25 protein-coding genes and 1 pseudogene are annotated in these 26560 nt (G+C 68.4%); 13 read left to right on the top strand and 13 right to left on the bottom strand.

What is annotated here, in order from left to right; translation table 11 throughout:
- Positions 1-22: 22 nt before the first annotated feature.
- On the bottom strand, positions 23-436 hold the full coding sequence (locus DPR14_RS06400; protein ID WP_158044404.1) for a response regulator: 414 nt from the start codon (positions 434-436) through the stop codon (positions 23-25).
- A gap of 337 nt (positions 437-773) precedes the next feature.
- Here DPR14_RS06400 and DPR14_RS06395 point away from each other — a divergent pair, with 337 nt between their 5' ends.
- Entirely contained in the window at positions 774-2135 is a 1362-nt protein-coding gene (locus tag DPR14_RS06395) for a DNA polymerase IV (RefSeq protein ID WP_246148930.1), read from the top strand.
- A gap of 12 nt (positions 2136-2147) precedes the next feature.
- Here the strand turns inward: DPR14_RS06395 and DPR14_RS06390 are convergent, their stop codons facing one another.
- Positions 2148-2969, bottom strand: a complete 822-nt coding sequence (locus DPR14_RS06390; protein WP_246148928.1) for a cell envelope integrity EipB family protein — start codon at positions 2967-2969, stop codon at positions 2148-2150.
- Between the two features lie 146 nt (positions 2970-3115).
- Between DPR14_RS06390 and DPR14_RS06385 the strand changes: the two genes are divergently transcribed.
- The 3 genes from DPR14_RS06385 (at position 3116) to DPR14_RS06375 (ending at position 7019) form a co-directional block, all read left to right on the top strand.
- Positions 3116-4096 carry a 2-hydroxyacid dehydrogenase gene (locus DPR14_RS06385; protein ID WP_158044401.1) on the top strand — a complete coding sequence of 327 codons (981 nt, stop codon included), beginning with the start codon at positions 3116-3118 and terminating at the stop codon, positions 4094-4096.
- A gap of 95 nt (positions 4097-4191) precedes the next feature.
- A complete protein-coding gene (locus DPR14_RS06380; RefSeq protein ID WP_158044400.1) occupies positions 4192-5466 on the top strand; it encodes a YcjF family protein in 1275 nt (424 codons plus the stop codon).
- Positions 5463-7019 (top strand): GTPase family protein, encoded by a 1557-nt coding sequence (locus tag DPR14_RS06375; RefSeq protein ID WP_158044399.1) that lies wholly within the window; start codon positions 5463-5465, stop codon positions 7017-7019. The genes DPR14_RS06380 and DPR14_RS06375 overlap by 4 nt, the downstream gene beginning before the upstream one ends.
- A 230-nt stretch (positions 7020-7249) precedes the next feature.
- Here the strand turns inward: DPR14_RS06375 and DPR14_RS06370 are convergent, their stop codons facing one another.
- Positions 7250-8395 (bottom strand): pyridoxal phosphate-dependent aminotransferase, encoded by a 1146-nt coding sequence (locus tag DPR14_RS06370; protein WP_158044398.1) that lies wholly within the window; start codon positions 8393-8395, stop codon positions 7250-7252.
- A 44-nt stretch (positions 8396-8439) separates the two neighbouring features.
- On the bottom strand, positions 8440-9771 hold the full coding sequence (locus DPR14_RS06365) for a gamma-glutamyltransferase (protein ID WP_192499316.1): 1332 nt from the start codon (positions 9769-9771) through the stop codon (positions 8440-8442).
- Between the two features lie 163 nt (positions 9772-9934).
- Here DPR14_RS06365 and DPR14_RS06360 point away from each other — a divergent pair, with 163 nt between their 5' ends.
- Positions 9935-11287 carry a M48 family metalloprotease gene (locus DPR14_RS06360; protein WP_246148925.1) on the top strand — a complete coding sequence of 451 codons (1353 nt, stop codon included), beginning with the start codon at positions 9935-9937 and terminating at the stop codon, positions 11285-11287.
- Positions 11288-11410: 123 nt separating this feature from the next.
- Positions 11411-12178, top strand: coding sequence for a DsbA family protein (locus DPR14_RS06355; RefSeq protein ID WP_246148921.1), 768 nt, complete (start codon positions 11411-11413; stop codon positions 12176-12178).
- 78 nt (positions 12179-12256) lie between these two features.
- Here the strand turns inward: DPR14_RS06355 and maiA are convergent, their stop codons facing one another.
- Positions 12257-12895 carry a maleylacetoacetate isomerase gene (maiA, locus tag DPR14_RS06350; protein ID WP_158044395.1) on the bottom strand — a complete coding sequence of 213 codons (639 nt, stop codon included), beginning with the start codon at positions 12893-12895 and terminating at the stop codon, positions 12257-12259.
- 128 nt (positions 12896-13023) lie between these two features.
- On the opposite strand from maiA, the gene DPR14_RS06345 reads away from it, so the two are divergent.
- The 6 genes from DPR14_RS06345 to accC all read left to right on the top strand — a co-directional run bounded on the left by DPR14_RS06345 (position 13024) and on the right by accC (position 18373).
- Positions 13024-13644, top strand: coding sequence for an HAD family hydrolase (locus DPR14_RS06345; RefSeq protein WP_158044394.1), 621 nt, complete (start codon positions 13024-13026; stop codon positions 13642-13644).
- Positions 13645-13847: 203 nt separating this feature from the next.
- Positions 13848-15077 carry an NO-inducible flavohemoprotein gene (hmpA, locus tag DPR14_RS06340; protein ID WP_158044393.1) on the top strand — a complete coding sequence of 410 codons (1230 nt, stop codon included), beginning with the start codon at positions 13848-13850 and terminating at the stop codon, positions 15075-15077.
- A gap of 243 nt (positions 15078-15320) precedes the next feature.
- Positions 15321-15884, top strand: a complete 564-nt coding sequence (locus DPR14_RS06335; RefSeq protein WP_246148918.1) for a MarR family winged helix-turn-helix transcriptional regulator — start codon at positions 15321-15323, stop codon at positions 15882-15884.
- Positions 15885-16098: 214 nt separating this feature from the next.
- The gene (gene aroQ, locus DPR14_RS06330; RefSeq protein ID WP_158044392.1) at positions 16099-16563 is read left to right on the top strand and encodes a type II 3-dehydroquinate dehydratase; all 465 of its coding nucleotides are present in this window, start codon (positions 16099-16101) and stop codon (positions 16561-16563) included.
- A gap of 1 nt (position 16564) precedes the next feature.
- Positions 16565-17020 (top strand): acetyl-CoA carboxylase biotin carboxyl carrier protein, encoded by a 456-nt coding sequence (gene accB, locus DPR14_RS06325; RefSeq protein WP_158044391.1) that lies wholly within the window; start codon positions 16565-16567, stop codon positions 17018-17020.
- A gap of 12 nt (positions 17021-17032) precedes the next feature.
- Positions 17033-18373, top strand: coding sequence for an acetyl-CoA carboxylase biotin carboxylase subunit (gene accC / locus DPR14_RS06320; RefSeq protein ID WP_158044390.1), 1341 nt, complete (start codon positions 17033-17035; stop codon positions 18371-18373).
- A gap of 308 nt (positions 18374-18681) precedes the next feature.
- Here accC and DPR14_RS29015 read toward each other — a convergent pair.
- The 4 genes and pseudogenes from DPR14_RS29015 to DPR14_RS06300 all read right to left on the bottom strand — a co-directional run.
- A pseudogene (locus DPR14_RS29015) lies at positions 18682-18796 on the bottom strand (chloramphenicol acetyltransferase); the annotation flags it as partial.
- Between the two features lie 509 nt (positions 18797-19305).
- Entirely contained in the window at positions 19306-20799 is a 1494-nt protein-coding gene (locus DPR14_RS06310; protein WP_158044388.1) for a sensor histidine kinase, read from the bottom strand.
- Between the two features lie 172 nt (positions 20800-20971).
- A complete protein-coding gene (locus DPR14_RS06305; protein ID WP_484592832.1) occupies positions 20972-21766 on the bottom strand; it encodes a methyl-accepting chemotaxis protein in 795 nt (264 codons plus the stop codon).
- A gap of 165 nt (positions 21767-21931) precedes the next feature.
- Positions 21932-22993 (bottom strand): HAMP domain-containing protein, encoded by a 1062-nt coding sequence (locus DPR14_RS06300; protein ID WP_158044386.1) that lies wholly within the window; start codon positions 22991-22993, stop codon positions 21932-21934.
- A gap of 345 nt (positions 22994-23338) precedes the next feature.
- Here DPR14_RS06300 and aat point away from each other — a divergent pair, with 345 nt between their 5' ends.
- On the top strand, positions 23339-23989 hold the full coding sequence (gene aat / locus DPR14_RS06295; protein ID WP_158044385.1) for a leucyl/phenylalanyl-tRNA--protein transferase: 651 nt from the start codon (positions 23339-23341) through the stop codon (positions 23987-23989).
- Here aat and DPR14_RS06290 read toward each other — a convergent pair.
- The 4 genes from DPR14_RS06290 to DPR14_RS06275 all read right to left on the bottom strand — a co-directional run bounded on the left by DPR14_RS06290 (position 23959) and on the right by DPR14_RS06275 (position 26236).
- Positions 23959-24372 carry a DUF2155 domain-containing protein gene (locus DPR14_RS06290; protein WP_343038711.1) on the bottom strand — a complete coding sequence of 138 codons (414 nt, stop codon included), beginning with the start codon at positions 24370-24372 and terminating at the stop codon, positions 23959-23961. The two genes, aat and DPR14_RS06290, sit on opposite strands and share 31 nt — an antisense overlap.
- 30 nt (positions 24373-24402) lie before the next feature.
- Positions 24403-25194 (bottom strand): class I SAM-dependent methyltransferase, encoded by a 792-nt coding sequence (locus tag DPR14_RS06285; protein ID WP_246148915.1) that lies wholly within the window; start codon positions 25192-25194, stop codon positions 24403-24405.
- 20 nt (positions 25195-25214) lie between these two features.
- Positions 25215-25754 carry an outer membrane lipid asymmetry maintenance protein MlaD gene (gene mlaD / locus DPR14_RS06280; RefSeq protein ID WP_158044384.1) on the bottom strand — a complete coding sequence of 180 codons (540 nt, stop codon included), beginning with the start codon at positions 25752-25754 and terminating at the stop codon, positions 25215-25217.
- Between the two features lie 95 nt (positions 25755-25849).
- The gene (locus tag DPR14_RS06275; RefSeq protein WP_158044383.1) at positions 25850-26236 is read right to left on the bottom strand and encodes an NADH:ubiquinone oxidoreductase subunit NDUFA12; all 387 of its coding nucleotides are present in this window, start codon (positions 26234-26236) and stop codon (positions 25850-25852) included.
- Between the last annotated feature and the right edge of the window lie 324 nt (positions 26237-26560).

Genomic DNA, 26560 nt, shown 5'->3' with positions numbered 1-26560 from the left:
GGCCGCTTCCATGAGAGCCCCGTCAGCTCAGGAAGCGTTGAACGGTTTCGAGAAATTTAGCGACGGAGATCGGTTTGGCGATGTAATCCTCGCAACCTCCTTCGCGAATTTTCTCCTCATCGCCTTTCATGGCGAACGCGGTGACCGCGATGATGGGAATCGCCTTGAGGTCGTCGTCTTCCTTGATCCATTTTGTCACTTCCAGCCCGGAAACCTCCGGAAGCTGGATGTCCATCAGGATCAGGTCGGGCCGGTGCAGACGCGCCATCTTCAGCGCTTCCATACCGTCCTTCGTCTGCAATGTCGCATAGCCGTGGGCCTCGAGCAGGTCATGAAACAGCTTCATGTTCAGTTCGTTGTCTTCCACGATCAGGACCCGCTTGGCACCCTCGGGATCGGTGGACTTGACATCGTCCCAAGCTTGATCGGCAGACATTATAACTCTCCATGACCTCTTACAACCGGCACCGCCGCGGCTCACGGCCGGTTGCACCGGGTGTGCCGTTGGCCGCACACCTCATCCACTTCTAGAAGGCGAAGGTTAAGGTGTGGTTACCGCACTGTTGTTGCAGGGACGTACGACGCACAAAACGCATATTCCGAATGGTTAGGTCGAGCGAACTATACGGACAGCAGCGGCGCGGGCGTGGCATGATCCCGGCAGTGCAACCCGCGCCAACCTTACACGGCAACCCGGCACGCGTCCATGTACTGTGATTTCGGCGCGACGGCGCCCCGGACAGGATCACGAAGAACCGGTTCGAGAACATGCGATGGAATCCGACGCGATGGGCGCTGATCGCCTGATTCGACCCGCACCGGCCCTCCCCGGCCTGTGCCGCGACTGCGGCGAGGAGGCGGCGCCGGGCGCGGTGAGATGCCTTGCCTGCGGATCGCGGCGGCTCACCCGGCATGCCGAGCTTCACACGCTGTCGATCGCACATATCGACTGCGACGCCTTCTATGCCAGCGTCGAGAAGCGGGACGATCCGAAACTGGCGGACCTGCCGGTGATCGTCGGCGGCGGACAGCGCGGAGTCGTCGCTGCCTGCTGCTACGTCGCCAGGCTCTACGGCGTCCGCTCGGCGATGCCGATGTTCAAGGCGCTGTCGCTGTGCCCCCACGCGGTGGTGCTGCCGCCCGACATGAAGAAGTACCAGGCGGTCGGCCGGGAGGTTCGGGCCAGGATGCTGGAGCTGACCCCGCTGGTCCAGCCGCTGTCGATCGACGAGGCCTTCCTGGACCTGACCGGCACGGAACGCCTGCACGGCGGCAGCCCGGCGCGGACGCTGATCCGGCTGGTGCGGCGGCTTGAGACTGAAATCGGGATCACCGCCTCCATCGGGCTCAGCTACAACAAGTTCCTGGCCAAGGTGGCGAGCGACCTGGACAAGCCGCGCGGCTTCAAGGCGATCGGGCGGGCCGAGGCGCTGGACTTCCTGGCGCCCCAGCCGGTCGGCCTGATCTGGGGCGTCGGGGCCGCCCTGCAGCGGAAGCTGGAGCAGGACGGCATCCGGACCATCGCCGAACTGCGCGAGCGCGACGAGCACCACCTGATGAAGCGCTACGGCGTGATGGGCCGCCGTCTCTTCCGGTTCGCCCGCGGCGAGGACCTGCGCACGGTCGATCCTGACGAGGAGACCAAGAGCATCTCGGCCGAGACGACGTTCAACCAGGACATCGCCGACCTGGACGAGCTGGTCAACCGGCTGTGGCCCCTGTGCGAGACGGTGGCCCGCCGGCTGAAGGCCCAGGGTCTCGCCGGCGGGTCGGTGGTGCTGAAGCTGAAGACCGCTGAGTTCCGCCAGGTGACGCGGAGCCGGAAGCTGGGCGCGCCGACCCGGATGGCGGACGCCATCTTCCAGGCGGCCCTGCCCCTGCTGGAACGCGAGGCGACCGGCACCCGGTACCGCCTGATCGGCATCGGCTGCGCCGACCTGGCCGAAGCCGTCCGAGCCGACCCGCCCGACCTGCTGGATCCCGACCGGATGCGCCGCAACCAGGTGGAGCGGGCGATGGACCAGGTGCGGGACCGGATGGGCGACACGGCGGTCGTGAAGGGGCGCGGCTTCGTGTCGCGGTCCACCCCGCTGCTGCCAGGACTGCCGATGCCGCCCCGCCGGAGACGGCGCTGAACCGGCGCCATGTCAGCAGCGCGGCCGGGGGATCGACTCGATCTGTTCCAGCACGGCGGCGACGGTGAAATCGCCGTAGTCGATCAGCATAGACTGGGCGACGCCGTTCTCGAACAGCTTCAGGCTCATCTCGTACTCGGGAGCGGCATCGTCGCTGTCCATGGGGAAGAACGCCATGCGGACCGGCCAGACGGCGCCGTGGAGCAGCTTGGCGTCGAACTTGCCGTCGAGCGCAGGCTCCGTCCGCAGCCCCAGGGCGGCGCTGATCTCGGTCGCTCCCTCGGTGTCGGAGCCGTCGAAGACGGTGGTGCCGAACAGCTTGTCGCCGGCCGCGGCATGCTTCAGCAGCTGGATCGTGTGCATGCTGGGGAACAGGGTGCCGCCGGGCAGCTCGATCTCCTGCTCCTCCGGCTTGAGGTAGCGGGCAACGCCGGGCCGGTCGTCGTGGGCCTCGGCGGTGCCGCGCAGCTCCTCGTCCAGCTCGCCGTTGACCAGCTTGCGGACGTTGAAGCGATAGGACTGCCCGTCCTTCGACTCCCACGTGGCATAGTTGGTCGACATGTCGACTTGCTCGCCCTCGGAATACTGGAAGCGCAGCTGGAAGCGCTGCTCGATGGTCCAGCCGTCGCAGGCATCCGCCCATTCGAACATCATCTGGCCGCGGACGTCGGAAACGGTGCTGCTGTTGCGCGCCGAGGCCAGCGACATCTTGTAGATCGCCCGGTGCGGGGCGATCTCCACGGCAGCTCGGGCGGGAAGCGCCGACAGCGGGACGGTCAGCAGGCCGAGCAACGCCGTCAAGGCGACGCGGGCAGCGGGGCGGAAATCTTTCAAGGTGACGACCACAAATTGGTTTACAGCGGTTTACGGCGTGAAGCCCAGGGGTAAGCATAGTAGTTTCGCGCGCGGGAAAAAGCCGAAACATCCTTTTTCGGCATTTCCCCCGGATTAAGCGAGTTCAAGCGCCCGAGGACAGCCCGATGAACGCCCCGCATGGGACCACACGACCAGTTCTCCTCCTGACCCGCCGGTATCCCGACGCCGTCATGGCCCGTGCCGGCCGCGACTATCGCATCCTGGCCAACGAGGACGACCATCCCTATGGCGCGGAGGAACTGGCGCGGCGGGCGGACGGCGCCGACGCCCTGCTGGTCTGCGCGGTCGATCCGGTTCCCGCCGCCCTGGTCCGGGCGCTTCCCGACTCGGTCCGGATGATCGCCACCTTCTCGGTCGGCACCGACCACATCGATCTGGCCGCCGCGCGGGAGCGCGGCATCGTGGTGACCAACACGCCGGGCGTGCTGACCGACGCCACGGCCGACATCGCCTTCCTGCTGCTGCTGGGCGCGGCCCGGCGCGCCGCCGAGGGCGAGCGGATGATCCGGGAAGGCCGCTGGGACGGCTGGGCGCCGACCCAGCTGATCGGCACGCATGTGACCGGCAAGCGGCTGGCGATCCTGGGCATGGGACGGATCGGCCAAGCGGTGGCGCGCCGCGCGCGCGGCTTCGACATGGAGATCCACTACCACAACCGGCGCCGGCTGCCGGCCGCCGAGGAGGCCGGCGCGATCCATCACGCCGATGCCGACGAGATGCTGTCGGTGGCCGACTTCCTGTCGATCCACAGCCCGGCCTCGCCCGAGACCCGCCACTGGCTGAACGCGGAGCGGATCGCCCGGCTGCCCGACGGCGCCGTCGTGGTGAACACGGCGCGCGGCACCGTGGTGGACGACGAAGCGCTGATCGCGGCACTCCGCTCCGGCAAGCTGGCGGCGGCCGGCCTGGACGTGTTCGAGAACGAGCCGAAGCTCCACCCGGGCTACGCCGCCCTCCCCAACACCTTCCTGCTGCCCCACATGGGCAGCGCCACCGACCGCACCCGCGACGCCATGGGCTTCACGGCGCTCGACAACCTGGACGCCTTCTTCGCGGGGAAGGAGCCGCCGAACCGGGTGGTGTAGCTTGCGTGCGGACGCCCGGTTCTGTAGCACTTCGATCCTGGGCCGCGGCCTTGTGGGCGCGCGGGAGGACTGAACCCGACCGGGGCGGATGAACCATGCAGTCGTTTCCCATGCAGTCGTTTCTGGGCCGGGCCGGCGAACAGATCTCCTCCTTCTGGAAGGACGTCTACGACACGGTCCTGAACCCGAAGCCGGACGCGCGCGGAGACACGCGCATCGCCGAGGAGGCGCGGGCCCGGGCACCCGTGATCTGGCTGCTCGGCATGGTCGGCTCCGGCAAGAGCTCGATCGTCCGCACGCTGACCGGCAGCAGCGACGCCGAGGTCGGGACCGGCTACCGGCCCTGCACGGCGACCGCCCGCATCTATGAATTCCCCGAGGAGGCGCCGGTCGTCCGGTTCCTCGACACGCGCGGCCTGGGCGAGGTCGCCTACGACCCGGCGGAGGACTTGGCGCTGTGCGAGAAGCAGGCGCATCTGGTGCTGGTGGTCGTCCGGGCGATGGGGCCGGTTCCGGCCCCGGTGCTCGACGCGCTGACCCGCGTGCGCCGCCGCCATCCCGACTGGCCGGTGGTGGTCGCCCAGACCACGCTGCACGACTACTATGGAGGGCCGGGAGCCCCGGCGCATCCCCTGCCCTACCCGTTCGGCGACGGCACCCGGCCCGGCGGCATCGAAGCGCTCGACCGCAGCCTCGCCGCCCAGCGCGAGACCTTCGCGAAGCTGCCGGGCAGCGGCGCCGTCCGCTTCGCTCCGGTCGATTTCACGCCCGAGGAGGACGGGCTGCCCCCCGCCGATTACGGGGTCGACCGGCTGTGGGCCGCGCTGGAGGCCGGGTCGGCCGACGGGGTCGTGTCGATGATGCGGCACAGCCTGCAGAACTCCGGCAGGCCGGGGGCCGGCCGGGCCGCTTCCCACATCTGGGGCTACGCGGCGGCGGCAGGAGCGATCGACATGCTGCCGGTGGCCGGCGTGATCGGGGTGCCGGTCGTCCAGGGCAAGATGCTGCATAGCCTCGCCGGCATGCTGGGCGTCACCTGGACGCGGGCGACCCTGGCGGAATTCTCCGGCTGCCTGGGCGCGGGGGTGCTGCTGCGTTTCGGCGCCCAGTTCGGCGTGCGGCAGCTGGTCAAGCTGGTGCCGGGCTACGGCACCGTGATCGGCGGCGCCGCGGCGGGAGCGGCCAGTTTCGCGACCACCTACGGGCTCGGCCATGCCGCCATCCTGTACCTGAGCAGCCGCCGGTCCGGCGCGCGGTTCGACGCCGACGCAGTCGCGGAGGAATTCCGCCGGGCCATGGCCGAAGCCACCGGAGTCGCTAAGGCCAGCCGCATGTTCTCCCGCGACACCGACGGGAAGAGCGGGTCGTGAAGCGGATCGTCGGCCGGCAGGGGTCCTGGTGGCTGGGCGCGCTGGCCGCCGCCTGCCTGCCGTTCCTGGCCCTGGTCCCGCTGGGCGCCGTCTGGCTGTGGGAACGGCAGGGCTTCGTCTACTGGTTCCTGGGGACGGCGCTGTGCTTCCTGGCGGCGGGGCTGCTGTTCCGGCGGGCGCACCGATCCGGCGACCGGGTGCCTCCGGGCCAAGGGGCGACCGCCGCCGGGGAGGAGACGCCGCCCGATCCGGGCTGGTCGCCGAGCGACAAGGTCGCCTGGCAGAAGGTCCAGGGATTCGCGGCGCAGACCACCGGCCGCCTGCTGATCGACCAGCGGGCGCTGCTCGCCACCGGGCGCGCCGTGATCGAGGAGGTCGCCCGCCACTATCACCCGGAGCGGGCGGAGCCGCTGTGGCACTTCACCCTGCCCGAAGCGCTGCTGCTGGCCGAGCGGATAAGCCGCCGGACCCGGGCGCTGACCGTCCAGGCGGTGCCGGGGTCGCGCTCGGTGAGGATCGGCGACGTGCTGCGGCTCTACCGGGTCAAGCGGACGGTGGCGAGCGTCGCGCACAGCGCGGACGGTCCCTGGCGCGCCATCCGGCTGGCGATCAACCCGGCGCAGGCGGTCGCGGCGGAATTGAGCCGCCGGTTCCAGGGCTTCGCCGTGGACGGCCTGTCGTCCCTGATGCTGGACCGGATCGCCCGCATCGTGGTGGAGGAGATCGGCCGCGAGGCGATCAACCTGTATAGCGGCCGGCTGCGCGCCGACATCGACGAGCTTGATAGGCTGGAGCCGCCTGCGGTGGCCGAGCCGGCGGCACCGGCGGTGCCGCTGCGCCTGCTGGTCGCGGGCAAGGTCAATGCCGGCAAGTCGAGCCTGGTGAACGCCCTGTGCGGCGACGTGGTCGCGGCGGTCGACGTGCTTGCCGCGACCGGCCAGCCGACCAGCCATTCGGTACGCGGCGCCGACGACCGGCCGGCGCTCGAACTGGTCGACTGCGCCGGGCTGGAGCGGGAAACGGCCATCGCCAAGCTGGTTGCTTTGGCCGAGAACTGCGACCTGGTCCTGTGGGTGGCCCCGGCCAACGACGGCGCCCGCGACCTGGACCGCCGCCTGCTCGACGCGGTGCGCGGCCATTTCGCGGGAAGGCCGCAGTTCCGGGCGCCGCCGGTCGTGGTCGTCATGTCCCACATCGACCGGCTGCGGCCGTTCAACGAGTGGGCTCCGCCCTACGACGTCGCCGCCCCGACCGGGCGCAAGGCGGAAACCATCCGGGCGGCGATGGAATCGGTGGCGCAATCCTTGGGGGTCCCCACGGCAGACGTGGTGCCGGCGCGGCTGGACGCCGGGATGCTCTACAATATCGACGCTGTCTGGACCGCCGTGCTGGCCCGCGTGCCCGAGGCCCGGCAGAGCCAACTCATCCGGCTGCTGCGGCTGGCCGGCTCGGCGGGCGGAGTCGCGGGCGTCGCCCGTCAGATCGTGACGGGAGGACGCCTGCTTTCAGGACTGGTGATCGAGGGGATCGCCGGTCCGCGGACAAGGATCTAATGGCTCGGCACAGTGGTTTTGATTGATCTATCGTAGGTCGGCCTCGGCCGAAGGCCGACGCCGACAGCGTGGCCGGAGCGTTGACGCAGGGTGTCGGCGTTCGCCCTGACGGACGAAGGCCGACCTACGCCACTACGGCACTCCGCTCCGCCGAACGTCATCAAAAACACTGTGCGAGACCACTAGAATGCCTTGCCCGACCTACGTCTTTCAATTGCGCAACAGGCAATTTACCGCCAAGCCTTCAGCCGCTTCACCGCTTCGGCCATGTCGTCGGTCGAGCCGGCGAAGGAGAAGCGCATGAAGTGGTGGCCTCGGGCGGGGTCGAAATCCACGCCCGGGGTCGCGGCGATGCCGGTCTCCGCCAGCATGCGGCGGCAGAACGCCTCGCTGTCGTCGGTCATCGCCGAGATGTCCGCGTAGATGTAGAACGCGCCGTCCGCCGGGGCCAGCCGGTCGAACCCGGCCTTCGGCAGTTCCTCCAGCAGAAGCGCCCGGTTGCGGGCGTAGCGGGCGACGTTGGCGTCCAGCTCCTCCGTGCAGTCGAACACCGCGCAGGCGGCGTGCTGCGACAAGCTGGGCGGGGAGATGAACAGGTTCTGGCTGAGGCACTCGATCGAGCGGGCGAGGTCGTCCGGAACGACCATCCAGCCCAGCCGCCAGCCGGTCATGGAAAAGTACTTGGAGAAGCTGTTGATCACCAGCGCCTGGTCGGTCACGGTCAGCGCCGAGGCCGCCGCCCCCTCGTAGCAGATGCCGTGATAGATCTCGTCCGAGACCAGCCGGATGCCCTTGTCGCGGCAGTAGTACGCGAGGCGGCGCAGCTCGTCCGCCCCCAGCATGGTGCCGGCCGGGTTGGACGGGCTGGCGACGATCAGGCCCTCGACCGGGTGGCCCAGCGCCTCCAGCAGTTCGACCGTCGGCTGGAACCGGGTTTCCGGCCCGGCCGGCATTTCGATCGGGACGACGCCCAGCGCCATCAGGATGTTGCGGTAAGCCGGATAGCTCGGGGCCGCCATGGCGACCCGGTCGCCCGGCTCGAACGCCGCGAGGAAACCCAGCAGGAACCCGGCAGACGATCCCGTCGTGACGACCACCCGCCGCTCCGGCACGGGCAGGCCGTAGCGGTCGTGGTAGAACCGCGCGATGGCGGATCGCAGCGGCGGGATGCCCAGCGCGTCGGTATAGCCCAGCCGATCGCCGTCGAGCGCCCGCTTGGCGGCCGATATCACCGCCGCCGGCGCCCTGGTGGACGGCTGCCCGACCTCCAGGTGAAGCACGTCCCCGCCGGCGGCCTCCCGCTCGGCGGCGGCGCGCATGACTTCCATGACGATGAACGGGGAGATGGCTCCCCGCTTTGCTATTTTCAGTGACATACCCTGACCATGAAGCCCTGATTATAAGAAACGACGGAACTGTTCTACTGGATGCTGGTGGCGAGGCCGAAGCCGCGCGGGTCGGTAGCCGCCGAGCAGGTCCTGCTGCCGTCGCTGCGGTTGACCTTGCAGCTCACCAGGTTGACCCGCCCCAATGCCTGGACGCCGTAGATCTCGCCCTGGACGCCGGTGGTCTCTCGGCTGGCCGGCCGTTCGGCGGTCTCCTCGATCAGGGTTCCGCCGGCGGGATCGGGAGCCAGCCGGGGCGCCGTCACCGCGTCGAGGGCGTTCATGTCCTGCTCCAGGGTCCGAAGCGCCACGTTGACCAGGGCGGCCGGAGCGGCGCCCGCGCCCTCCTCCCCGACGCCGACGCCGATCAGCCCGGCGTTTCCGGCGAAGAGCGGCTGGTTGAGGTTGGGATTGACCAGGACGGCCGGACCGCCGATGCCCCGGGCGCCGGTCGCCGCCGCCTGGAGGATGCCGGTCCCCGGGATGATTTTCCCGGTCCCCATCGGCGCGCCGACCGAAAAGGTGCAGGCGACCGCCTGCCCGAACGGGTCGAACGTCACCAGGCCCGCGGTCGGCGGCCCCTCGGGCTCGACCTTCTCCAGCGCCTTCACCAGCCCGGCGTTGCGCCCGCCGGACGGAGCCTCCAGCGCCGCCCGCAGCGAGTCGGCGGCCGGCGCGCCTTCCGGCGGCGCCGCGAAATGCATCACCTCGTTGCCGTGCCTGACCTCGGCGGTGTCGCGCCACTGGGCCTGGTAGGACGCCAGGGTCGCGGCGTCGGTCCCGACTCCCTCGGCGGTGCGGGCGCCCAGCTGCCCGGTGTAGAAGGCGCCGGCGCCGCGCTGGCGCACCTGGGCCAGCACGCCGGCGAGATCCGGCTGCTCCAGCTTCTGGCCCTCGCCGGGCGGCTGGGGGCCGTTGGGCAGGAACAGGCGCCGGGCCTCGGGGTCGTCGCCGGCCACGCCGCCGAACACCTGGAGGTCGCGGGCCAGCGCCCGGGAGATCTGGGTCTCGAACCGGGCCTTTGCCTCCGCCGGGGCGACCAGCTGCTCCCAGCGCATCTTGCCGTGGGCGGCGTGCAGGGTCGCCAGCCCGCGCAGCATGCCCGGCACCGCCACCTGCCCGCCGTTCGGGGACCTCGGCAGGAAATCCAGGGTGCGGGTCTGCCTGGTGGCCGCGTCATGCACGACGCAGATCCCGCCGCCGCCCAGCCCGACGCGGGTCGGCAGGGTCACCGCCATGGCGAGCCCCATGGCGGTCGCCGCATCGACCGCGTTGCCGCCCTGAGCCAGGATGTCCCGGCCGATGACCGCGGCACGCGGCTCGTCCGCCGCGACTCCCGCATTCACCTGGTGGGCCCCGACTCGCATGGGCTGATTGGATGCGCAGCCCCCCACTGTGGCGGCAACCATGGTAATAATGCCCAAGCGTTGCCAGATTCGCGTATAAGCTGGACGCAGGTTCGCCGTCCGGCCCGGGAAACTGGACGCGCATGTGGGAGAGGGCATGACTTTGCGTTTACCGCGGAAACTGGTGGTCAAGATTCGTATCCTCGCCGCGGCGCTTTCGGCCTTAGCATTGGTTGTGGTTTCGGCCGCGCCGGCGGAAGCGCAGCAGCGTCGCCTCCAGTTCATCCGCGACGCCGAGATCGAACATATCATCCGCACTTACGCGGGGCCAATCTTCGAAGCTTCCGGGATCAACGGGGACAGCGTCGAGATAGCGCTGGTCAAGGACAGTTCCCTGAACGCCTTCGTGGCCGGCGGCATGAACCTGTTCATCCATACCGGCCTGCTTCAGGAAAGCGAGAACCCGGACGAGCTGATCGGCGTGATCGCCCACGAAATCGGCCATATCGCCGGCGGCCACCTGATCCGCTCGCAGGAGGCGATGGAGGGGGCTTCGGCCCAGGCCATCCTCTCGGCGCTGCTCGGCATCGGCGCGGCGCTGGCGACCGGCGAGGCCGGCGCCGGGGCGGCCATCCTCGGCGGCGGGCAGGAAATGGCCCGGCGCTCCTATCTGGCCTACAGCAGGGCCCAGGAAAGCACGGCGGATCAGGCGGCGCTCGGCTACATGGACCAGGCGGGCGTCTCCGCGCGCGGGCTGCTCAGCTTCCTGGAGAAGCTGGCCGGACAGGACCTGCGGCCGACCGACCGCCAGGACGCCTTCGTCCGCACCCACCCGCTGACCCAGGACCGGATCGAGAGCGTCCGCCATCATGTCGAGCATTCGCCCGTGTCGGACCGTAAGGCGCCGGCCGAGTATGTCGAGATGCATGCCCGCATGAAGGCCAAGCTGCTTGGCTTCATCCAGCCCCAGATCGCCCTTCACCGCTACCGCGAGTCCGACACCGAGGTGGCGCCCCGCTATGGCCGGGCGATCGCGCTGTACCAGCGCGGCGACATCAGGCAGGCGCTCCCCCTGATCGACCAGCTCATCAAGGAGGAGCCGCGGAACCCGTTCTTCTACGAGTTGAAGGGACAGGTGCTGCTGGAGAACAGCCGGGTGGCGGAATCGATCGCCCCCTACCGCAAATCGGTCGAGCTGCTGCCGGACTCGGCGCTGCTGCGCAGTTCCCTGGCCCATGCCCTGGTCGAGACCAACGACGACTCGCTGCTGGACGAAGCGTTAAAGCACCTGAAGGCCGCTGCCGCGAAGGAGCCGCGCACCCCCTTCACCTGGCGCCTGATCGCCACCGTCTACGGCCGCGAGAACCAGCAGGGCATGCTGTCATACGCCCTTGCGGAAGAGGCCATGGCGCGCGGCGACCGGGCGGTCGCGCGGTTCCATGCGGAGAAGGCGGAGAATCAACTCCCCGCCGGGTCGCCCGGCTGGATCCGCGCCCAGGACATCCGGACCGCCACCGAACGCCTGCCGACGCGCTGATCCGTCCCATCCACAAGGCCGGTACACCGGCCTCCCCCAAGGCCGGTACACCGGCCGCGAGAAGGCTTGTCCACGGACCCCCGATTCGCCATCGTGCGGAAAGCCCCATTCGGAGAACACCTGATGCACCGTCCAGCATTCCCACCCCGCATGATCGCCGCAGCCGCCCTGTCGGCCCTGGTCGGCCTCGCGTCGCCGACCGGCGCGCAGGCCCAGCAGCCGGCGCTCGACACGCCCGCGGGCAAGGCGGCGATCGAGCAGATCGTGCGCGACTACCTGCTCGCCCACCCGGAGGTCCTGGTCGAATCGCTGACGGCCTTCCAGGAGCGGCAGGAGGCCGCGCAGGCGGAAGCCCAGCGCGGCGCGCTGGTCAGCCGCCAGGAGGAGCTGTTCCGCAACCCGGCCTCGCCGGTCGCCGGCAACCCGCAGGGCGACGTGACGCTGGTGGAGTTCTTCGATTACCAGTGCGGCTACTGCAAGACGGTCCATGCCGACGTTCGCCGGCTTCTGGAATCGGACGGCAAGCTGCGGCTGGTCTACAAGGAGTTCCCGATCCTCGGCCCGGCGTCGCTGACGGCCTCGCGGGCGGCGCTGGCGGCTCACCGCCAGGGAAAATACGAGGCGCTGCACGTGGCGTTGATGGAGAACCGCGGCCAGCTCGATGACGACAAGATCCTCCGCATCGCCGGATCGGTCGGGCTCGACATGGAGCGGCTCAAGAGGGACATGGAATCGCCGGAGATCCAGGAGGCTCTTCAGCGGAACCTGCGGCTCGCCAGCGAGCTGAACATCCGCGGCACTCCGGCTTTCGTGGTCGGCGACCAGATCATCCCCGGTGCCGTCGGCCTTGACCGCCTGAAGGAACTCGTCGCCGCAGGCCGCGCCGGCTGACCGGCGCGGACCGGCCGGCGGAAAAGGCGTCGCCGCCGGCGCCGGACCCTGTACGGGCACGACGCCGGAGGCCGGCGATCACTCCACGTCGGCCTGCTTGGCCGGATCGGCATCCTGGAACGCGCGAAGCTCGCGGCAGGCGGACACGATCTTCATGATCCGCGGATAGGGCGACAGGTCGATATCGGCCCGCTCGGCGTTGTAGACCTGCGGCACCAGGCACACGTCGGCCAGGGTCGGCTGGTCGCCGTGGCAGAAGTTGCCGGTCCCGGCGGCGGGAGTCAGGGTCCGCTCCAGCGCCGCCAGTCCCTCGACGACCCAATGCTTGTACCACTCGTTCTTCGCTTCGTCGGAGACCTTCATCGGCCCGATCAGGTAGCGCAGCACGCGCAGATTGTTCAACGGGTGTATGTCACATGCGATCGCCTGGGCGATGGCGCGTACGCGCGCGCGCTCGATCGGGCGCTTGGGCAGCAGGCTCGGCTCGGGGTTGGTCTCTTCCAGGTACTCGATGATGGCGAGCGACTGGGTCAGGACGTGCGGGCCGTCGATCAGCAGGGGAACCATGCCCTGGGGGTTCAGCGCGCCATATTCGGGCGCGGACTGCTCCCCCTTGCGCAGGTGGACGAACCGGTGGTCGACCTCAAGCCCTTTCAGATTAAGGGCGATTCGAACCCGGTAGGCCGCCGACGACCGGAAATAACCAAAAAGCTTCATTAACGATACTCCGCTCCTTCGCGGTTGCGGGATGCCGCCCGTCCGCGCATCTGTTACGTATACCGAGTCACCCAGCATCCGCACCTAGCCGCACGGTCGCACCCTTCAATATCACAAGGCCCGACTCCATGCCGAGATCTGCCGACCCCAGCATCGCCGTGTTCGACATCGGCGGTGTTCTCATCGACTGGAACCCCCGATACCTGTACCGCAAGCTGTTCGCGGAAGATACCGCCGCCATGGAGGAATTCCTCGCGACCGTATGTACGCCCGACTGGAACCTGCAGCAGGATGCCGGGCGGCCGTGGAAGGAAGCGGTCGAGGAACTGAGCGCCCGTTACCCTGAAAAGGCCGAGTTGATCGCGGCTTACGACCTGGAGTGGGATGAGATGGTGCCGGGTCCCATCCCCGGCACCGCCGACATCGTGCGGGAGCTGAAGCAGTGCGGGAAGCCCGTGTACTGCATCACCAACTTCTCTGTGGACAAGCTCGACCGGGCACGCCGTCGGTTCGACGTGCTGGACGCCTTCGACGGCATCGTCGTGTCGGGCGAGGTGCGCCTGCTGAAACCCGATCCCGCGATCTATCGCCGCTTGCTGGACGATCACGGCCTGTCGGCCGGGGACACGCTGTTCATCGACGACGTGGAGAAGAACGTTGAGGGCGCCCGGAGCGTCGGCATGCACGCGGTCCGGTTCACCGATGCCGCGACGCTGCGCCGGGATCTGACCCGGTACGGGATGCTCTGAACGCCTCGGGCGGAGGTCCGGTTCTCGCGGAGGGGCGGCATCCCGCCGCCCTGGATGCGCGGGACGCGCGCCCTTCCCTGGAGCAAGCACGACCGGTCGAACGGTGACAATCCGCCGCACCCTGTTGATGTCGGCGGAAAAACATGTATTGAACATATATGTTTCATCGATCAGTCGCGCATTCGAACCGGAGGGGAAGACCCATGCTGTCAGAGAAAACGGTCCAGGTGGTCAAGGCGACCGTCCCGGCGCTCAAGGACAAGGGGCTGGATATCACCTGCAGGATGTATCAGATCCTGTTCCAGAACGAGGAGATCAGGGACCTCTTCAACCAGTCCCACCATGGCGAGAGCGGGTCGCAGCCCAGGTCGCTGGCCCTCGCCGTGCTGACCTATGCCGAGAACATCGACCGGCTGGAGGTGCTGGGCCCGATGGTCGAGCGGATCGCCCAGAAGCATGTGGCGCTCAGCATCCTGCCCGAGCACTATCCCCATGTCGGGACGGCGCTGCTCCAGGCGATCCGCGACGTGCTCGGCCCCGCCGCCACCGACGAGATCATGGCCGCCTGGGCGGAAGCCTACCAATTCCTGGCCGACGTGCTGATCGGCCGTGAAAAGGTGATTTACGTCGATCAGGCGGCGCAGCCCGGCGGCTGGACCGGCTACCGCGACTTCGTGATCGACCGCGTCACCGCCGAGAGCGACATCATCAGGTCGTTCTACCTGAAGCCCGCCGACGGCGGCCAGCTGATGGCCTTCAAACCCGGCCAGTACCTGACTTTCCGCTTCGATCTGCCGGGCCATGGCTCCATCGTCCGGAACTACAGCCTGTCCTGCGCTCCCGGGGCCGACCATTACCGCATCAGCGTGAAGCGCGAACCGGCGCCCGTCGGCAATCCCGACGCCGGCCCCGGCCTGGTTTCCGGGTTCCTCCACGACCACGGCGTTCCCGGCCTGGTGCTGAAGGTCGCGGCCCCGGCCGGCGACTTCTTCCTGGACGACCCGGTCGCGGAACGCCCGGTGGTCCTGCTGAGCGGCGGCGTCGGCCTTACTCCGATGGTCAGCATGCTCGACAGCATCGTGGCCGCCGGCGCCGGGCGTCCGACCTGGTTCGTCCACGGTACCCGGTGCGGTGCCCACCACGCCATGAAGGACCATGTCAGGACCGTCGCCGCCAAGCATCCCGCCATCAGGGCCGTGACCTTCTATGAACGGCCCCGCCCGCAGGACGTACCCGGCCGCGACTTCGACCATGCCGGCATGATCACCCCGGAATGGCTGAGCCACGCCGTGCCGCACGCCGACGCCGACTTCTACTTCTGCGGTCCGAAGCCCTTCATGAGACTGCTGGCCCGGAACCTGACGGATCTCGGTGTGGCCCGGGATCGCCTGCACTACGAGTTCTTCGGTCCGGCGGACGAGCTTTACGCCTGAATCCCGCGGCCGGTGCCGCCCAGCGGCACCGGCCCTTTTGCGAGGCTCTCGCAACAAGATTCCAATAGGGCGCCATCCGGCCTGCCAAATATGTTCAAATTCTGGACTTTTTAAGGCACAATCTTATACACGACCAATGATTTCATTTGCACCAAGGCCCTCTACGGGGTTCATGATGTCGAATGCCGGGATTTAGCGCAAAAGAAGCCCGCAGCAGGTGAAACCTTGTCAAAGGAATTTCCCATGACCGCTCACCCTGCCGAGATGGAAGTCGCGACCGCAAGCCGGGCGGACCAGAGGCCCGATGCCAGGCAGCCCGACCAGGACCCGACCCGCGGCCTTTCCGCCGCCACGGCCCTTATCCTGGAGGATTACCTGCCCTACCGGCTGTCGGTGCTGTCGAACACCGTCAGCCGGGCGCTCGCCCGCCTTTACGAGCAGCGGTTCGGGCTGACCGTCGCGGAGTGGCGGATCATGGCAGTGCTGGCGCGGTTCGGCCCCCTGTCGGCCAACGCGGTCTGCGACCGCACGGCCATGGACAAGGTGCAGGTGAGCCGGGCCGTCGCCCGCGCCGTGGACGGCGGGCTGGTCGACCGCGGGATCGATTCGGTGGACCGGCGCCGGTCGGTGCTGACCCTGACCGCCAAGGGCCGAGGCATCCACGACCAGATCGTGCCCCTGGCGGCCAACCTCCAGACCCATCTGCTGGCGTCGCTGACGGCCGAGGAGAACGTCCAGCTCTACGATATGCTCGCCCGGCTCCATGCCCGGGCGCGGGAGCTGCACGGCCCCCTGGACGAGGAGTAAGGGAGCGGCCCGGTTGCAGCCGCATGCGGAGCGTTGAACGGCAAGCGCGGAAGACCGGCGAGGGACGCGGCTTTTCCGTCACAGATCGGCCGGGATACTTCGAAATCGTGGTGATTTCGCCGCAGGCCGGCCCCGGGCGCCCCGCGGCCATTGCCGAAGGATCGACAAGTGCTATAAACGCGCCAACGCAACCGCAGCCGGAAAGCCGCTTCCCTTGGCGATCGAGCCCTCAGTCCTGATCCTCAACGGTCCAAACCTGAACATGCTCGGCGTTCGTGAGCCGGCCATCTACGGGTCCGAGACCCTCGACGACATAGAGGCACTGTGCCTGGAGCATGCCGAGTCGCTCAACATCGCGATCGATTTCCGGCAGTCCAATCTGGAAGGCGAGCTGGTCTCCTGGATCCAGCAGGCCCGCGGCGAGCATGACGGCATCATCCTGAACGCGGCGGCCTATACGCACACCTCGGTCGCGATCATGGACGCCCTCTCGGTCGCCGAGCTTCCGGTTGTCGAGGTGCACCTGAGCAATGTTTTCCGGCGCGAGGCCTTCCGCCACCATTCCTATGTGTCGCCTGTCGCGAAGGGTGTCATCTGCGGCTTCGGCGCGCATGGCTACCTTCTCGCGCTGGACGCGCTGGCGCGGCTGATCGATGCCGACCTGAACGACGGGAACTGAAATGGCGACTTTCGACATCGATGGTGAACTGGTCCGCAAGCTCGCGGGCCTGCTGGACGAAACGGGGCTGACCGAGATCGAGTTCGCCGAAGGCGAGAAGCGCATCCGGGTCACCAAGGGCGGCGGGGCGCCGGCGTTCTTCTCCCACGCCCCGGCCGGGGCCGCTCCCGCTCCGGCGGCCGCCCCGACGTCGCCGCCGGCCGCCCTCGGCGTGTCGAGCCACCCCGGCGCGCTCACCTCGCCCATGGTCGGCACCGCCTACACCTCGCCGGAGCCGGGAGCGGCCCCGTTCGTGCGCGTCGGCGACACGGTCAAGGCCGGCCAGACCGTGCTGATCATCGAGGCGATGAAGGTGATGAACCCGATCAAGGCCCCGAAGACCGGGACCATCGGCCAGGTTCTCGTCGAGGATGCCCAGCCGGTCGAGTTCGGCGAAGTCCTCCTGATCATCGAATAAGGGACCATCCCGTTGTTCGAAAAGGTTCTGATCGCCAACCGAGGCGAAATCGCGCTCCGCATCCACCGCGCCTGCCGCGAGATGGGGATACAGACCGTCGCCGTCCATTCCACGGCCGACGCCGACGCCATGCATGTGCGGCTCGCCGACGAGGCGGTCTGCATCGGCCCGGCATCGGCCCGCGAGAGCTACCTGAACATCCCGGCGATCCTGACCGCCGCGACCATCACCGGCGCTGACGCCATCCACCCCGGCATCGGCTTCATGTCGGAGAACGCCCAGTTCGCCCAGATGGTGGAGGAGCACGGCTTCACCTTCATCGGGCCGACGCCGGAGCATATCCGCATCATGGGCGACAAGGTCACCGCCAAGAAGACGGTGCTGGAGCTGGGGCTGCCGGTGGTGCCCGGCTCGTCCGGCCCGGTCGACACGCTGGAGGAGGCGGCCGAGGTCGCCGAGCGCACCGGCTACCCGGTGCTGATCAAGGCGGCGGCCGGCGGCGGCGGCAAGGGCATGAAGGTGGCCTATTCGGCCGACCAGCTGCGCGAGGCGTACCAGCTCGCCCGCGGCGAGGCGCGCGCCGCCTTCGGCAACGACCAGGTCTACATGGAGCGGTACCTGTCCCGGCCGCGCCATATCGAGATCCAGCTGCTGGGCGACATGCACGGCAACGCCGTCCATTTCGGCGAGCGTGACTGCTCGATCCAGCGGCGCCACCAGAAGGTCATCGAGGAGGCGCCCTCGCCGGCGCTGAACGCCACCCAGCGCGCCTTCATCGGCGATCTCGCCGCCCGCACCACCTCGCAGCTGGGATACCGCGGCGTCGGCACCATGGAGTTCCTGTTCGAGGACGGGGAGTTCTACTTCATCGAGATGAACACCCGCCTCCAGGTCGAGCACACGATCACCGAGATGATCACCGGCATCGACCTGGTCCGCGAGCAGATCCGCATCGCGACCGGCGCGCCGCTGGGATACGCCCAGGGCGACATCCGCTTCCACGGACACTCGATCGAGTGCCGGGTGAACGCCGAGCACCCGGAAACCTTCATTCCCTCGCCCGGCAAGATCACCGGCTATCATGCGCCGGGCGGACTGGGCGTGCGGGTGGACAGCGCGCTCTACGACGGCTACCGCGTGCCGCCGCACTATGACAGCCTGATCGCCAAGCTGGTGGTCCACGGCACCACGCGCAACGAATGCATGATGCGCCTTCGCCGCGCCCTGGAGGAGTTCGTGATCGGCGGAGTCGACACCAGCCTGCCGCTGCACCGCCGGATCATCGCCGAACGCAACTTCATCAACGGCGACTACGACATCCACTGGCTGGAACAGCTGATGAACCTGAAATGAGCCGGGCATCGGGGCGCCCGCGGGCGCCCCGGCGGTTCGGATATCCTACTCCGCGGCCCGGACGGCCGGCTCGAACAGGACGCGGAGACGGTCCATGGTGATCTTCTCCGGTGCGTACTCGGTCAGGGCGCCGGCCTCGACCTTCGCCTCGATCCCGTCCAGGGTCTCGTCGATCCGGTCGAACGGCATGCCGAACAGGTCGAAGATCGAGTAGCGCCACCATTGCAGCCGGGCCAGGCGTTCGACGGTCGCTTCGGGAAAGCGCATGCGCTTCACCGTGGCCGGGGTTCCGGCGACGATGGCATAGGCCGGCACGTCCTTGACCACCACGGACCGGCCGGCGACGATCGCGCCGTCGCCGATGGTGACCCCCGCCTTGATGAACACGCCCTGCCCGATCCAGACGTCGTTGCCGATCGTCGTGATCTTGCAGGCGTCCTTGAACGGCACGCGCTGGCGCCTGATCTCGTCCACCCTGTCCGGGGCGCAGAAACGCGCCCAGTCGTGCAGGTCTGCGACATGGGTGACCCGCGAGCTGGTCAGCCAGTCGACCGGATGCTCGTTGGACCCGATCATGACTTCCGGCGCGATCGAGCAGTATCGCCCGACCCGCACATTGCCGATCTTGCCCCCGGCGATCGAGCAGAAGGCGCCGATCTGGACGACCGTCTTCGCGGCGATATGGGCCTGGACCATGGTCGGCGGCTCCAGGAACGATGTCTGGTTGAGCGCCAGGACGCCGCGGGTCTGAGGCAATTTCAATCCGAGGGTCGCCAGACTAGCGGTCGGATTGGTTCCAAAGTCGACAGTCACGAAACTCATGATTTGCCTCAAATATAATGCATATCTGAATTGACCGTCTATTATGGAAGTATTCGGCTTTACAAAGAGTTTATAGGCGCATGTGGCCCAATACACCGTCAGGTGCCCCGTTATGCCCGCGCCGCGCTCACCGGCCGGTCGGCGATCGCTGCCGGAAGCTCGATCGTCACGGTGGTCCCCTCCCCCACGCCGCTTACGATCCGCAATGCGCCGTCATGCAGGTCGACAAGGGCCTGGACCAGCGGCATGCCCAGTCCCGTGCCGCCGTACCGGCGCGACAGGACCGGCTCGGCCTGCCAGAACGGCTCGCACACACGCGGCAGGTTGGCCGGATCGATCCCGATTCCGCTGTCCGCCACGGTGAGGACGACCCGGTCGCCGAGGGCCGCCGCCTTCACCGTCACCCTGCCGCCTTCCGGCGTGAACTTCAGGGCGTTGGACAGCACGTTCAGGAGGATCTGCCGGGCGGCGCGCGGATCGGCCCTCAGGGCCGGGCAGCCGGCGTCGATCCCGACGGTCAGGCTCAGATTGCGCTCGCGCGCCGTCGCGGACACATGGCGGGCGCAGGCCTCCAGCATGTGGCGGACGTCCAAGGTCTCCGGGTTGATGGCGTGCCGGCCGGCGTCGATCTCGGTCAGGTCGAGCAGGTCGTTGATGATCTGGAGCAGCTGGTTGCCGCTCCCGTGGATCTCCCGCGCATAGTCGCCCAGCGCCGCCCCCTTGGCCACGGACGCCGGATCGTCGCGGATCAGCTCGGAGAAGCCGATGATCGCGTTGAGCGGCGTGCGCAGCTCGTGGCTCATGGTCGACAGGAACTGGGACTTGGCCCGGCTCCCCTCCTCCGCGCGGATCAGGGCACCGCGCAGTTCGTCGGCATAGCGCGCCCTCTCGCGCAGCGACGCGTCGAACGCCTTGAGGAACTGGTTCGTCCTGCCGACCAGCAGACCCAGCTCGTCGGCATCGTGGCCGGGCGGAACCTCGACGAGATGGCTGCCCGGCGACTGGGCGTCGATCCGGGTGAAATCCTTGCTGATCGCCAGGATCGGCTTGGTCACCATGAAATGGAACATGGCGGTGAGCAGCAGCCCCAGCACCAGGTTGCGGAACAGGCCGCTGATCAGGGTGGAGCGTGCCCGCTCCAGGAAAGCCGTCGCGACGATGTGGCTGTCGACGGCGACGTAGAGCTTGCCGATCTCCAGCCTCGGCCGGTTCACCGGCTCGTAATAGAGCGGCACCGTGATGTCGAGCGACCTGCCGAACAGCCATTCGGAGAACAGCCGCAGCCGGGTTTCCATGAGCGGCCGCTCGCGCACCGCGAGCCGCGCGCCGAACTCGTCCTGGATCCGCGCCTGGAAGATCGGCTGGTAGCTCAGGAGGCCCTTGAGGACGTCGGAGGCCAGGGAGGAATCGAGGTCGTAGGCGGCCTTCGCCGCGGCTTCCGCGATGATCTGGGTGACCTCCTCCAGCGTGCGGCGCTGGACTTCCCGCTCGCGGCGGGCATCGTCTACGAGGTCGAGGGCGCTGGCGAAGATCCCCAGGAGGACTGCGACGATGACCGTGTTGCGGGCCTGCCGGAAGGAAAGCCGGTCGAATAGGCGAGCCATCGTCCTCACATGTCCGCAGCCAGTCCGGGTGAGCCCTCCGCCCCGGCGGCTTTCCGGGACGAGGCGCCGCCCGGGTCCTCCTGCGCATGAAGGGACCCCGACGGTATCAGGCAGTTGAGCCCAATTAAGTTAATCCGAAGTTTAATAAATTGCCCGAGTTCCGATCGGAGGGTCATGGGCCGAGGCTGTTCGACTCGTTCAGCAGCTGCGTGAGCCGCTCCTTCAACTGCTTCACCTGGCTGCTCACGACCACGGCGCTGTTGTCGAGCACGAGCGCCAGCCCGCGCGTCTCGCTGGCATCCTCCGAAACGGCGGTGATCCGCTCCGACACCTCGCCGGTGCCGTTCGCCGCCGACATCGCGTTCCGGCTGATCGACTCGGTGGCGCTGCCCTGGTCGGTAACCGACCCCGTGATCAGCTCGGCGATCGCGTCGATCCGGCTGATCACTTCCTGGACCTCGTGGATGTGGGCGATGACGGTCTCGGCGGCGCTCTGGACCGCGACGATCTGGCCGCTGATCCGGTCGGTCGCCTGCCCGGTCTGGGTCGCCAGGACCTTCACCTCGCTGGCCACGACGGCGAAGCCCTTGCCGGCTTCTCCGGCGCGCGCCGCCTCGATGGTGGCGTTCAAGGCCAGCAGGTTGGTCTGGCTGGCGATCCCGGTGATCAGCTTGGCCGCCTCCCCGATGTTGCCCGCGGCGTCGGCCAGCTTGGCCACGACCCGCCGGGTCTGCTCGCCCTGCCCGACCGCCCGCTTGACGATGTCCGAGACCTCGGAGACCTGGGAGCCGATCTCCCGGGAGGCGGTCGCCAGTTCCTCGGTCGAGGTGGCGACGGTCTGCACGTTGGCCGTCGCGTCGCGCGCCGCCTCCGCGACGCCGGCCGACTGCTCGCCCGTGCGGCGTGCCGCGGCGTTCAGTCGCTCCGCGAGGTCGGCGATTCCGGCGGCCTGCTCGATCACGGCCATGACGGTGGACTGGACCTCCGCCTCCAGGGCGCTCGCGAGGGTGGCGAGGCGGGAGGCGAACTCCTCCTTGCGGCGCCGTTCCTTGACCTCCTCCTCGGCCTTCAGTCGCTCCATCTCCTCCGCATTGCTGCGGAACACCTCGATCGCCCGCGCCATGGCGCCGATCTAGTCACGGCGCATCGATCCCGGCACGCTGGAGGACCGGTCGCCGGTCGCCAGCCGCTGCATGGCGCGCTCGATCGAGCGCAGCGGCACCGTGATGCTGCGGACCAGCACTAGGCTGAGCAGCAGGAACAGCACGATGATGGTGGCCCCGGCGATCAGCCCGGTCCGGCCGGTCGCGTCCCGGACATAGTCCTTGTCGGTCCGCGCCGCCTCCATCCCGGCGCTCGCGAAATCGAACAGGCCGGCGAACCGGCCGGGCATCGCGGCCAGAGCGGCGTTGAACGCGGACACTTCCCGGACCAGCTTGCCCTGGTGCTCCACCAGCGCGGCGAGGTCGGCGCGGTAGACCGCCGCGAGGGTGACCAACGCCTCCTGGGTCGGCACGTCGAGGCCCGACCCCATCATGCCGAACTCGAACTCCCGGAATGCCTTCTTGTGGGCGCCCATGACGCCTATGTCGCCGTAAAGCAGGAAATCCTTCTCGACCACCCGCATGGTCAGCATGCGCACATAGGTCTGCGCCACCATGCCGATCGGCCACTTGCGCAGCTCGGTCTCGACCGCTTCGACCGAGGCGCGCAGCTTTCCCCGAAGGCCGCTGCCTTCGTCCAGGCCCATGACCTCCAGGGTGTTCTCCACGCCGGCGAAGCGTTCCGCAGCCTCGCGCAGGGTCGAACGCATGCCGTCGACCTGGTCCGCGGCGCTGCCGGTCGCGGCATGGGCGGCGATCCGGTCGAGCAGGCGGTCGACCTCGGCGGCGCCGGCGCGGAAGTCGGCGGCGGCGCGGGAATCCCGGTTGGCGATGAAGTCCCGCGCCTGGATCTGGAGATCGGCCACCCGCCGCTCCGCCGAGGCCGCGAGCACGACGAGGTCGCCGAAGGAACCGAGCCGGCCCGTCGCCTGGTTCATGTGCCGGTCCGCCAGCAGGAACAGTCCGACCATGACGATCACGGTGGCGAGGGCGACGATCACCAGCATTCCGACGCGCGTGCCGATCGCCAGGCGGGACAGGATGCCGGGCCGGTCGTCAACCTCGGACGATCCGGACAGAAGAATCGACACCTCCGGACCTGTCATTCCATGCAGAATTGCTGTATTCGTCATGATATTCACGATCCAGAAACAGAAATGTCATAAAACCGTCTTTTTGCTGACAGTCTTCAGGCCGCGCCTGCAAGGTGATTATTCATTTATTACATGGATGCTTTTGGCAGAGAATTCTAGACAAATCCTTTCGAATTTTTTGATGGCCGATATGTCGCGCCCTATACTGACCGACCTCGCCACGGGCATGCGGCATCCCCAAGCGAGCACGCGGCGGGGGTCCGGCAGCTCTCCCCAATCCCGGCGGCGACCTATATAGTATCCGGGCGAGTTCGGCCCGGAGCGGGAGACGACGACATCATAATGACTGGTTTGACGGCACAGCTTCTGCTGCGGGCCTATGCCGCCGGGATATTCCCCATGGCGGAGAGTGCGGAATCCGAGGAACTCTACTGGTTTGATCCCGAGCAGCGCGGCATCCTGCCGCTCGACCGCATGCACGTCCCGCGCCGCCTGCGCCGGACGGTCCGGAGCGGACGTTTCGAGGTACGCATCGACAGCGATTTCCACGGCGTCATCCAGGGCTGCGCGGAAGCGACCCGGGACCGGCCGAAGACCTGGATCAACGGCGAGATCATCCGGCTCTATTCGGTCCTGTTCGACCTGGGCTTCGCCCATTCCGTCGAGTCGTGGCGCGACGGCGAGCTCGTGGGCGGGCTCTACGGCGTGGCGCTGGGCGGCGCCTTCTTCGGGGAAAGCATGTTCAGCCGGGAGACCGACGCCAGCAAGGTGGCGCTGGTCCACCTGGTCGCACGGTTGCGCCACAACGGCTTCACCCTGCTGGACACCCAGTTCGTCACCGAGCACCTCAGCCAGTTCGGCACGGTGGAGATCCCCCGGTCAAGCTACCGGGTGCAGCTCGCCCGCGCGCTCCAGGTCACGCCCGAATTCGCCGCCGGGACCGAGCAGGACGTGATCGACGCCTATTTGCAGTCGATCACCCAGACATCGTAGACCGGATGCTCCAGCGCGGAGAGCGCGGGGCTGGAGGCGAACATCCAGCCGCTGAACAGCGCCTCGGTCGCCTCGTCGGGCCGTTCCTCCACGACCTCCAGGAACGCCGCCGATTCCGGCGGCTCGACCGGCGATGCCTTGCGGCAGGTCTGCGCCGTGATGCGCAGGGAGCCGAACTCGACCGGTTGGCCGACCGGCACCTCGATCGTCACGACTCGGGCAGTCACCTTGTCCAGCCCCTGGAGCACGGCATGGGGCATGTTCTCCATCCCTTCCGACGCTCCGGTCTGCGCCGAGGCGGGCGCCACCTGGGCCGCCCCCCCAAGCAACAGGACCGCGAAGGCCAGGCCGGCGATGCCGGCCGCGATGTTCCGTCTGTCCATCAACTCTCTCGTTCGCTGGGCCATCCGCCGTCAGTCACCCGGCTTGTCGGCGGCGAATCGCAGGCGGACATAGTCGGCGTACCAGGTGCCGTCGGACCTCAACAGATGCGGGGCGATCGCCGCCATCACCTCATCCAGGACGGCACTCCGCTCCCCCTCCGGCACGGCGGCGAGGAAGCTGCCGGCGAAGGTCGAGAGCCAGCCGGCCATCCCGGTCGGCAGGGGGGTCGGCCGCTCGATCAACTCGCACGAGCGTACCCGGAAGCCGGCCGCCGCCAGCCTGGCGGCATAATCCGCTGACCTGGGGAAGAACCAGGGGTTGGCGGCCTTGCCGTCGATGCCGCGCCGGGCCAGCGCCGCTTCCAGCGCATCGACGATCCGGGCGACGTTGCCGGCGCCGCCGAACTCGCCGACGAACCGGCCGCCGGGTCTCAGAGCGTTCCACACGCCGGCGATCACGTCGTCCGGCCGCAGCATCCAGTGCAGCGCCGCGTTGGAGAAGACGGCATCGAACCCGCAGCCCACGGCCATCGCATGGCCGTCCATCAGATGGACCTCGATCCCGCGCGCCCGCGCCGCGGCGGCCAGCTCGGGGCTGGCATCCACGCCGACCACCCGGCAGCCGGCGGCCGCAAGCTTCTCCGTCAGCGCGCCGTCGCCGCAGCCGAGGTCGAGGATCCGCTCGCCCGGCCGGGGAGCCAGCAGGTCGACGACCGGCAGGCCGAGATCCGCGACGAACCGGGCGTTCTCGGCATAGCCGCGGGCATCCCAGCGCTGCGAAGGTCCGGTCCGGTCGATCATCGCCCGAAGCTCCCCGTTCACCCCGTGATCCGAACCGGCGGTCAGTTGCCGAGCAGGCCGTTGCCCTGCGCTCCGCCCGCCGCGGGAGGCGCCGGCTGGGCCTCCGCGCCCTGTCCTTGACCCTCGCCCTGCTGTCCGCCGCTTTGCATGCTGAAGATGACCTGGCCCAGCAGCTGTTCCAGGCCGGGGGTGGACTGGGTGAAGTCGATCCGGCCGCCGGGCTGGATGATGTCCGGGTCGCCGCCCGGCTCCAGGGCCATGTACTTGCCGCCCAGCAGGCTCTCGCTGGCGATCAGCGCGACCGTGTCCTTCGGCAGCTTGATGCTGGGATCGATCGTCATGCGGACGACGGCGAGATATGTGGCCGGATCGAGTGTCTGGCTGGTCACGGTGCCGACCTTGACGCCGCTGATGCGGACGTCGCTACCGCTCTGCAGGCCGCCGACGCTGGAGAAGTTGGCCGAGACCTCGTAGCCCTCGACCCGCCGCAGGTCGGCGCTGGTGTAGGCAAAGACCAAAAAGAAACCCGCCACGGCGATGACGACACCGCCGAGCACGGTTTCAATGGTATTCCTGCGCATTCATGACTCCTCGGTGGATGGGCCCGCGGCGACCGGCGCGTCAGGGATCGGGCGGGCGGCCGGGCGCGTAGGCGACCGGGGAGTATGCCGGGCGGTCAGCCCGGCGTCCACGGTTCATAGTCGCCGGTGGCGCGCTCCCGCTGGCCGCCCTCCAGCGTGTGGCCCGGCGGCCGGTAGGCGCCGAGGCTGCCGGTGGCGTTGGGCACGTGCGGCTTCTGCCAGGGCTTGTGGAACGCGCTGTTCTCCCTCAACGGCTCATTGACCGTGAAGTGCAGCCAGCCGTGCCACTCCGGCGGAACCTTGGTCGCTTCGGGCTCACCGTTGTAGATGACCCAGCGGCGCTCCCGCCGGCCCTTGGCCTTCTTCTCGCGATAGTACACGTTGCCGAACTGGTCCGTTCCGACCAGCTCGCCGCGGCGCCACGTGAACAGGCGGATCTGCAGGTTGGACAGATACGTGTTGAAGGATATGCGTTCTTTCATGGCCGCTCGCTGACGGGTTCGAACCCGCGTTCCGCTCTTTTCGTCGCCGCGGAATATGGCACCTGGGCTTGCCCGCGTCCAGCCGGACGCAAGAGCGGACGCCCGATATTCGCCGGCTCGCGACTCCGATGCGGCCGGACGGCTGAATCGGCGCACCCCTGTCAACGGCTTTACGCGGCCGGCGGCTGAGGCTACGGTCTTGCATCCCGAGCCCCTCCCCCTGAGACACCGTGTCGCTCCGACCACAGCCACCCACGACATTTTGTGGGTGACGGAACATCCACGTCAAAATGTAGTTGCCTGCACCAGAACTTGTGGCACACT

The sequence above is a fragment of the Skermanella pratensis genome (genome assembly GCF_008843145.1).
Lineage (GTDB): Bacteria > Pseudomonadota > Alphaproteobacteria > Azospirillales > Azospirillaceae > Skermanella > Skermanella pratensis.
The sequence above is the reverse complement of the archived record's forward strand: the minus strand, read 5'-3'. Positions and strand labels throughout refer to the sequence as shown.

Coding starts and splice junctions, on each gene's coding strand:
- DPR14_RS06335 (WP_246148918.1), top strand. CDS start 15,321: ATGACCGCTCACCCTGCCGAGATGGAAGTCGCGACCGCAAGCCGGGCG.
- DPR14_RS06395 (WP_246148930.1), top strand. CDS start 774: ATGGAATCCGACGCGATGGGCGCTGATCGCCTGATTCGACCCGCACCG.
- DPR14_RS06370 (WP_158044398.1), bottom strand. CDS start 8,395: ATGTCACTGAAAATAGCAAAGCGGGGAGCCATCTCCCCGTTCATCGTC.
- DPR14_RS06275 (WP_158044383.1), bottom strand. CDS start 26,236: ATGAAAGAACGCATATCCTTCAACACGTATCTGTCCAACCTGCAGATC.
- hmpA (WP_158044393.1), top strand. CDS start 13,848: ATGCTGTCAGAGAAAACGGTCCAGGTGGTCAAGGCGACCGTCCCGGCG.
- DPR14_RS06290 (WP_343038711.1), bottom strand. CDS start 24,372: ATGGACAGACGGAACATCGCGGCCGGCATCGCCGGCCTGGCCTTCGCG.
- aat (WP_158044385.1), top strand. CDS start 23,339: ATGACTGGTTTGACGGCACAGCTTCTGCTGCGGGCCTATGCCGCCGGG.
- DPR14_RS06380 (WP_158044400.1), top strand. CDS start 4,192: ATGCAGTCGTTTCCCATGCAGTCGTTTCTGGGCCGGGCCGGCGAACAG.
- DPR14_RS06345 (WP_158044394.1), top strand. CDS start 13,024: ATGCCGAGATCTGCCGACCCCAGCATCGCCGTGTTCGACATCGGCGGT.
- DPR14_RS06305 (WP_484592832.1), bottom strand. CDS start 21,766: ATGGCCGTGATCGAGCAGGCCGCCGGAATCGCCGACCTCGCGGAGCGA.
- mlaD (WP_158044384.1), bottom strand. CDS start 25,754: ATGCGCAGGAATACCATTGAAACCGTGCTCGGCGGTGTCGTCATCGCC.
- maiA (WP_158044395.1), bottom strand. CDS start 12,895: ATGAAGCTTTTTGGTTATTTCCGGTCGTCGGCGGCCTACCGGGTTCGA.
- accB (WP_158044391.1), top strand. CDS start 16,565: ATGGCGACTTTCGACATCGATGGTGAACTGGTCCGCAAGCTCGCGGGC.
- DPR14_RS06385 (WP_158044401.1), top strand. CDS start 3,116: ATGAACGCCCCGCATGGGACCACACGACCAGTTCTCCTCCTGACCCGC.
- DPR14_RS06400 (WP_158044404.1), bottom strand. CDS start 436: ATGTCTGCCGATCAAGCTTGGGACGATGTCAAGTCCACCGATCCCGAG.
- DPR14_RS06365 (WP_192499316.1), bottom strand. CDS start 9,771: ATGCGAGTCGGGGCCCACCAGGTGAATGCGGGAGTCGCGGCGGACGAG.
- DPR14_RS06355 (WP_246148921.1), top strand. CDS start 11,411: ATGCACCGTCCAGCATTCCCACCCCGCATGATCGCCGCAGCCGCCCTG.
- DPR14_RS06310 (WP_158044388.1), bottom strand. CDS start 20,799: ATGGCTCGCCTATTCGACCGGCTTTCCTTCCGGCAGGCCCGCAACACG.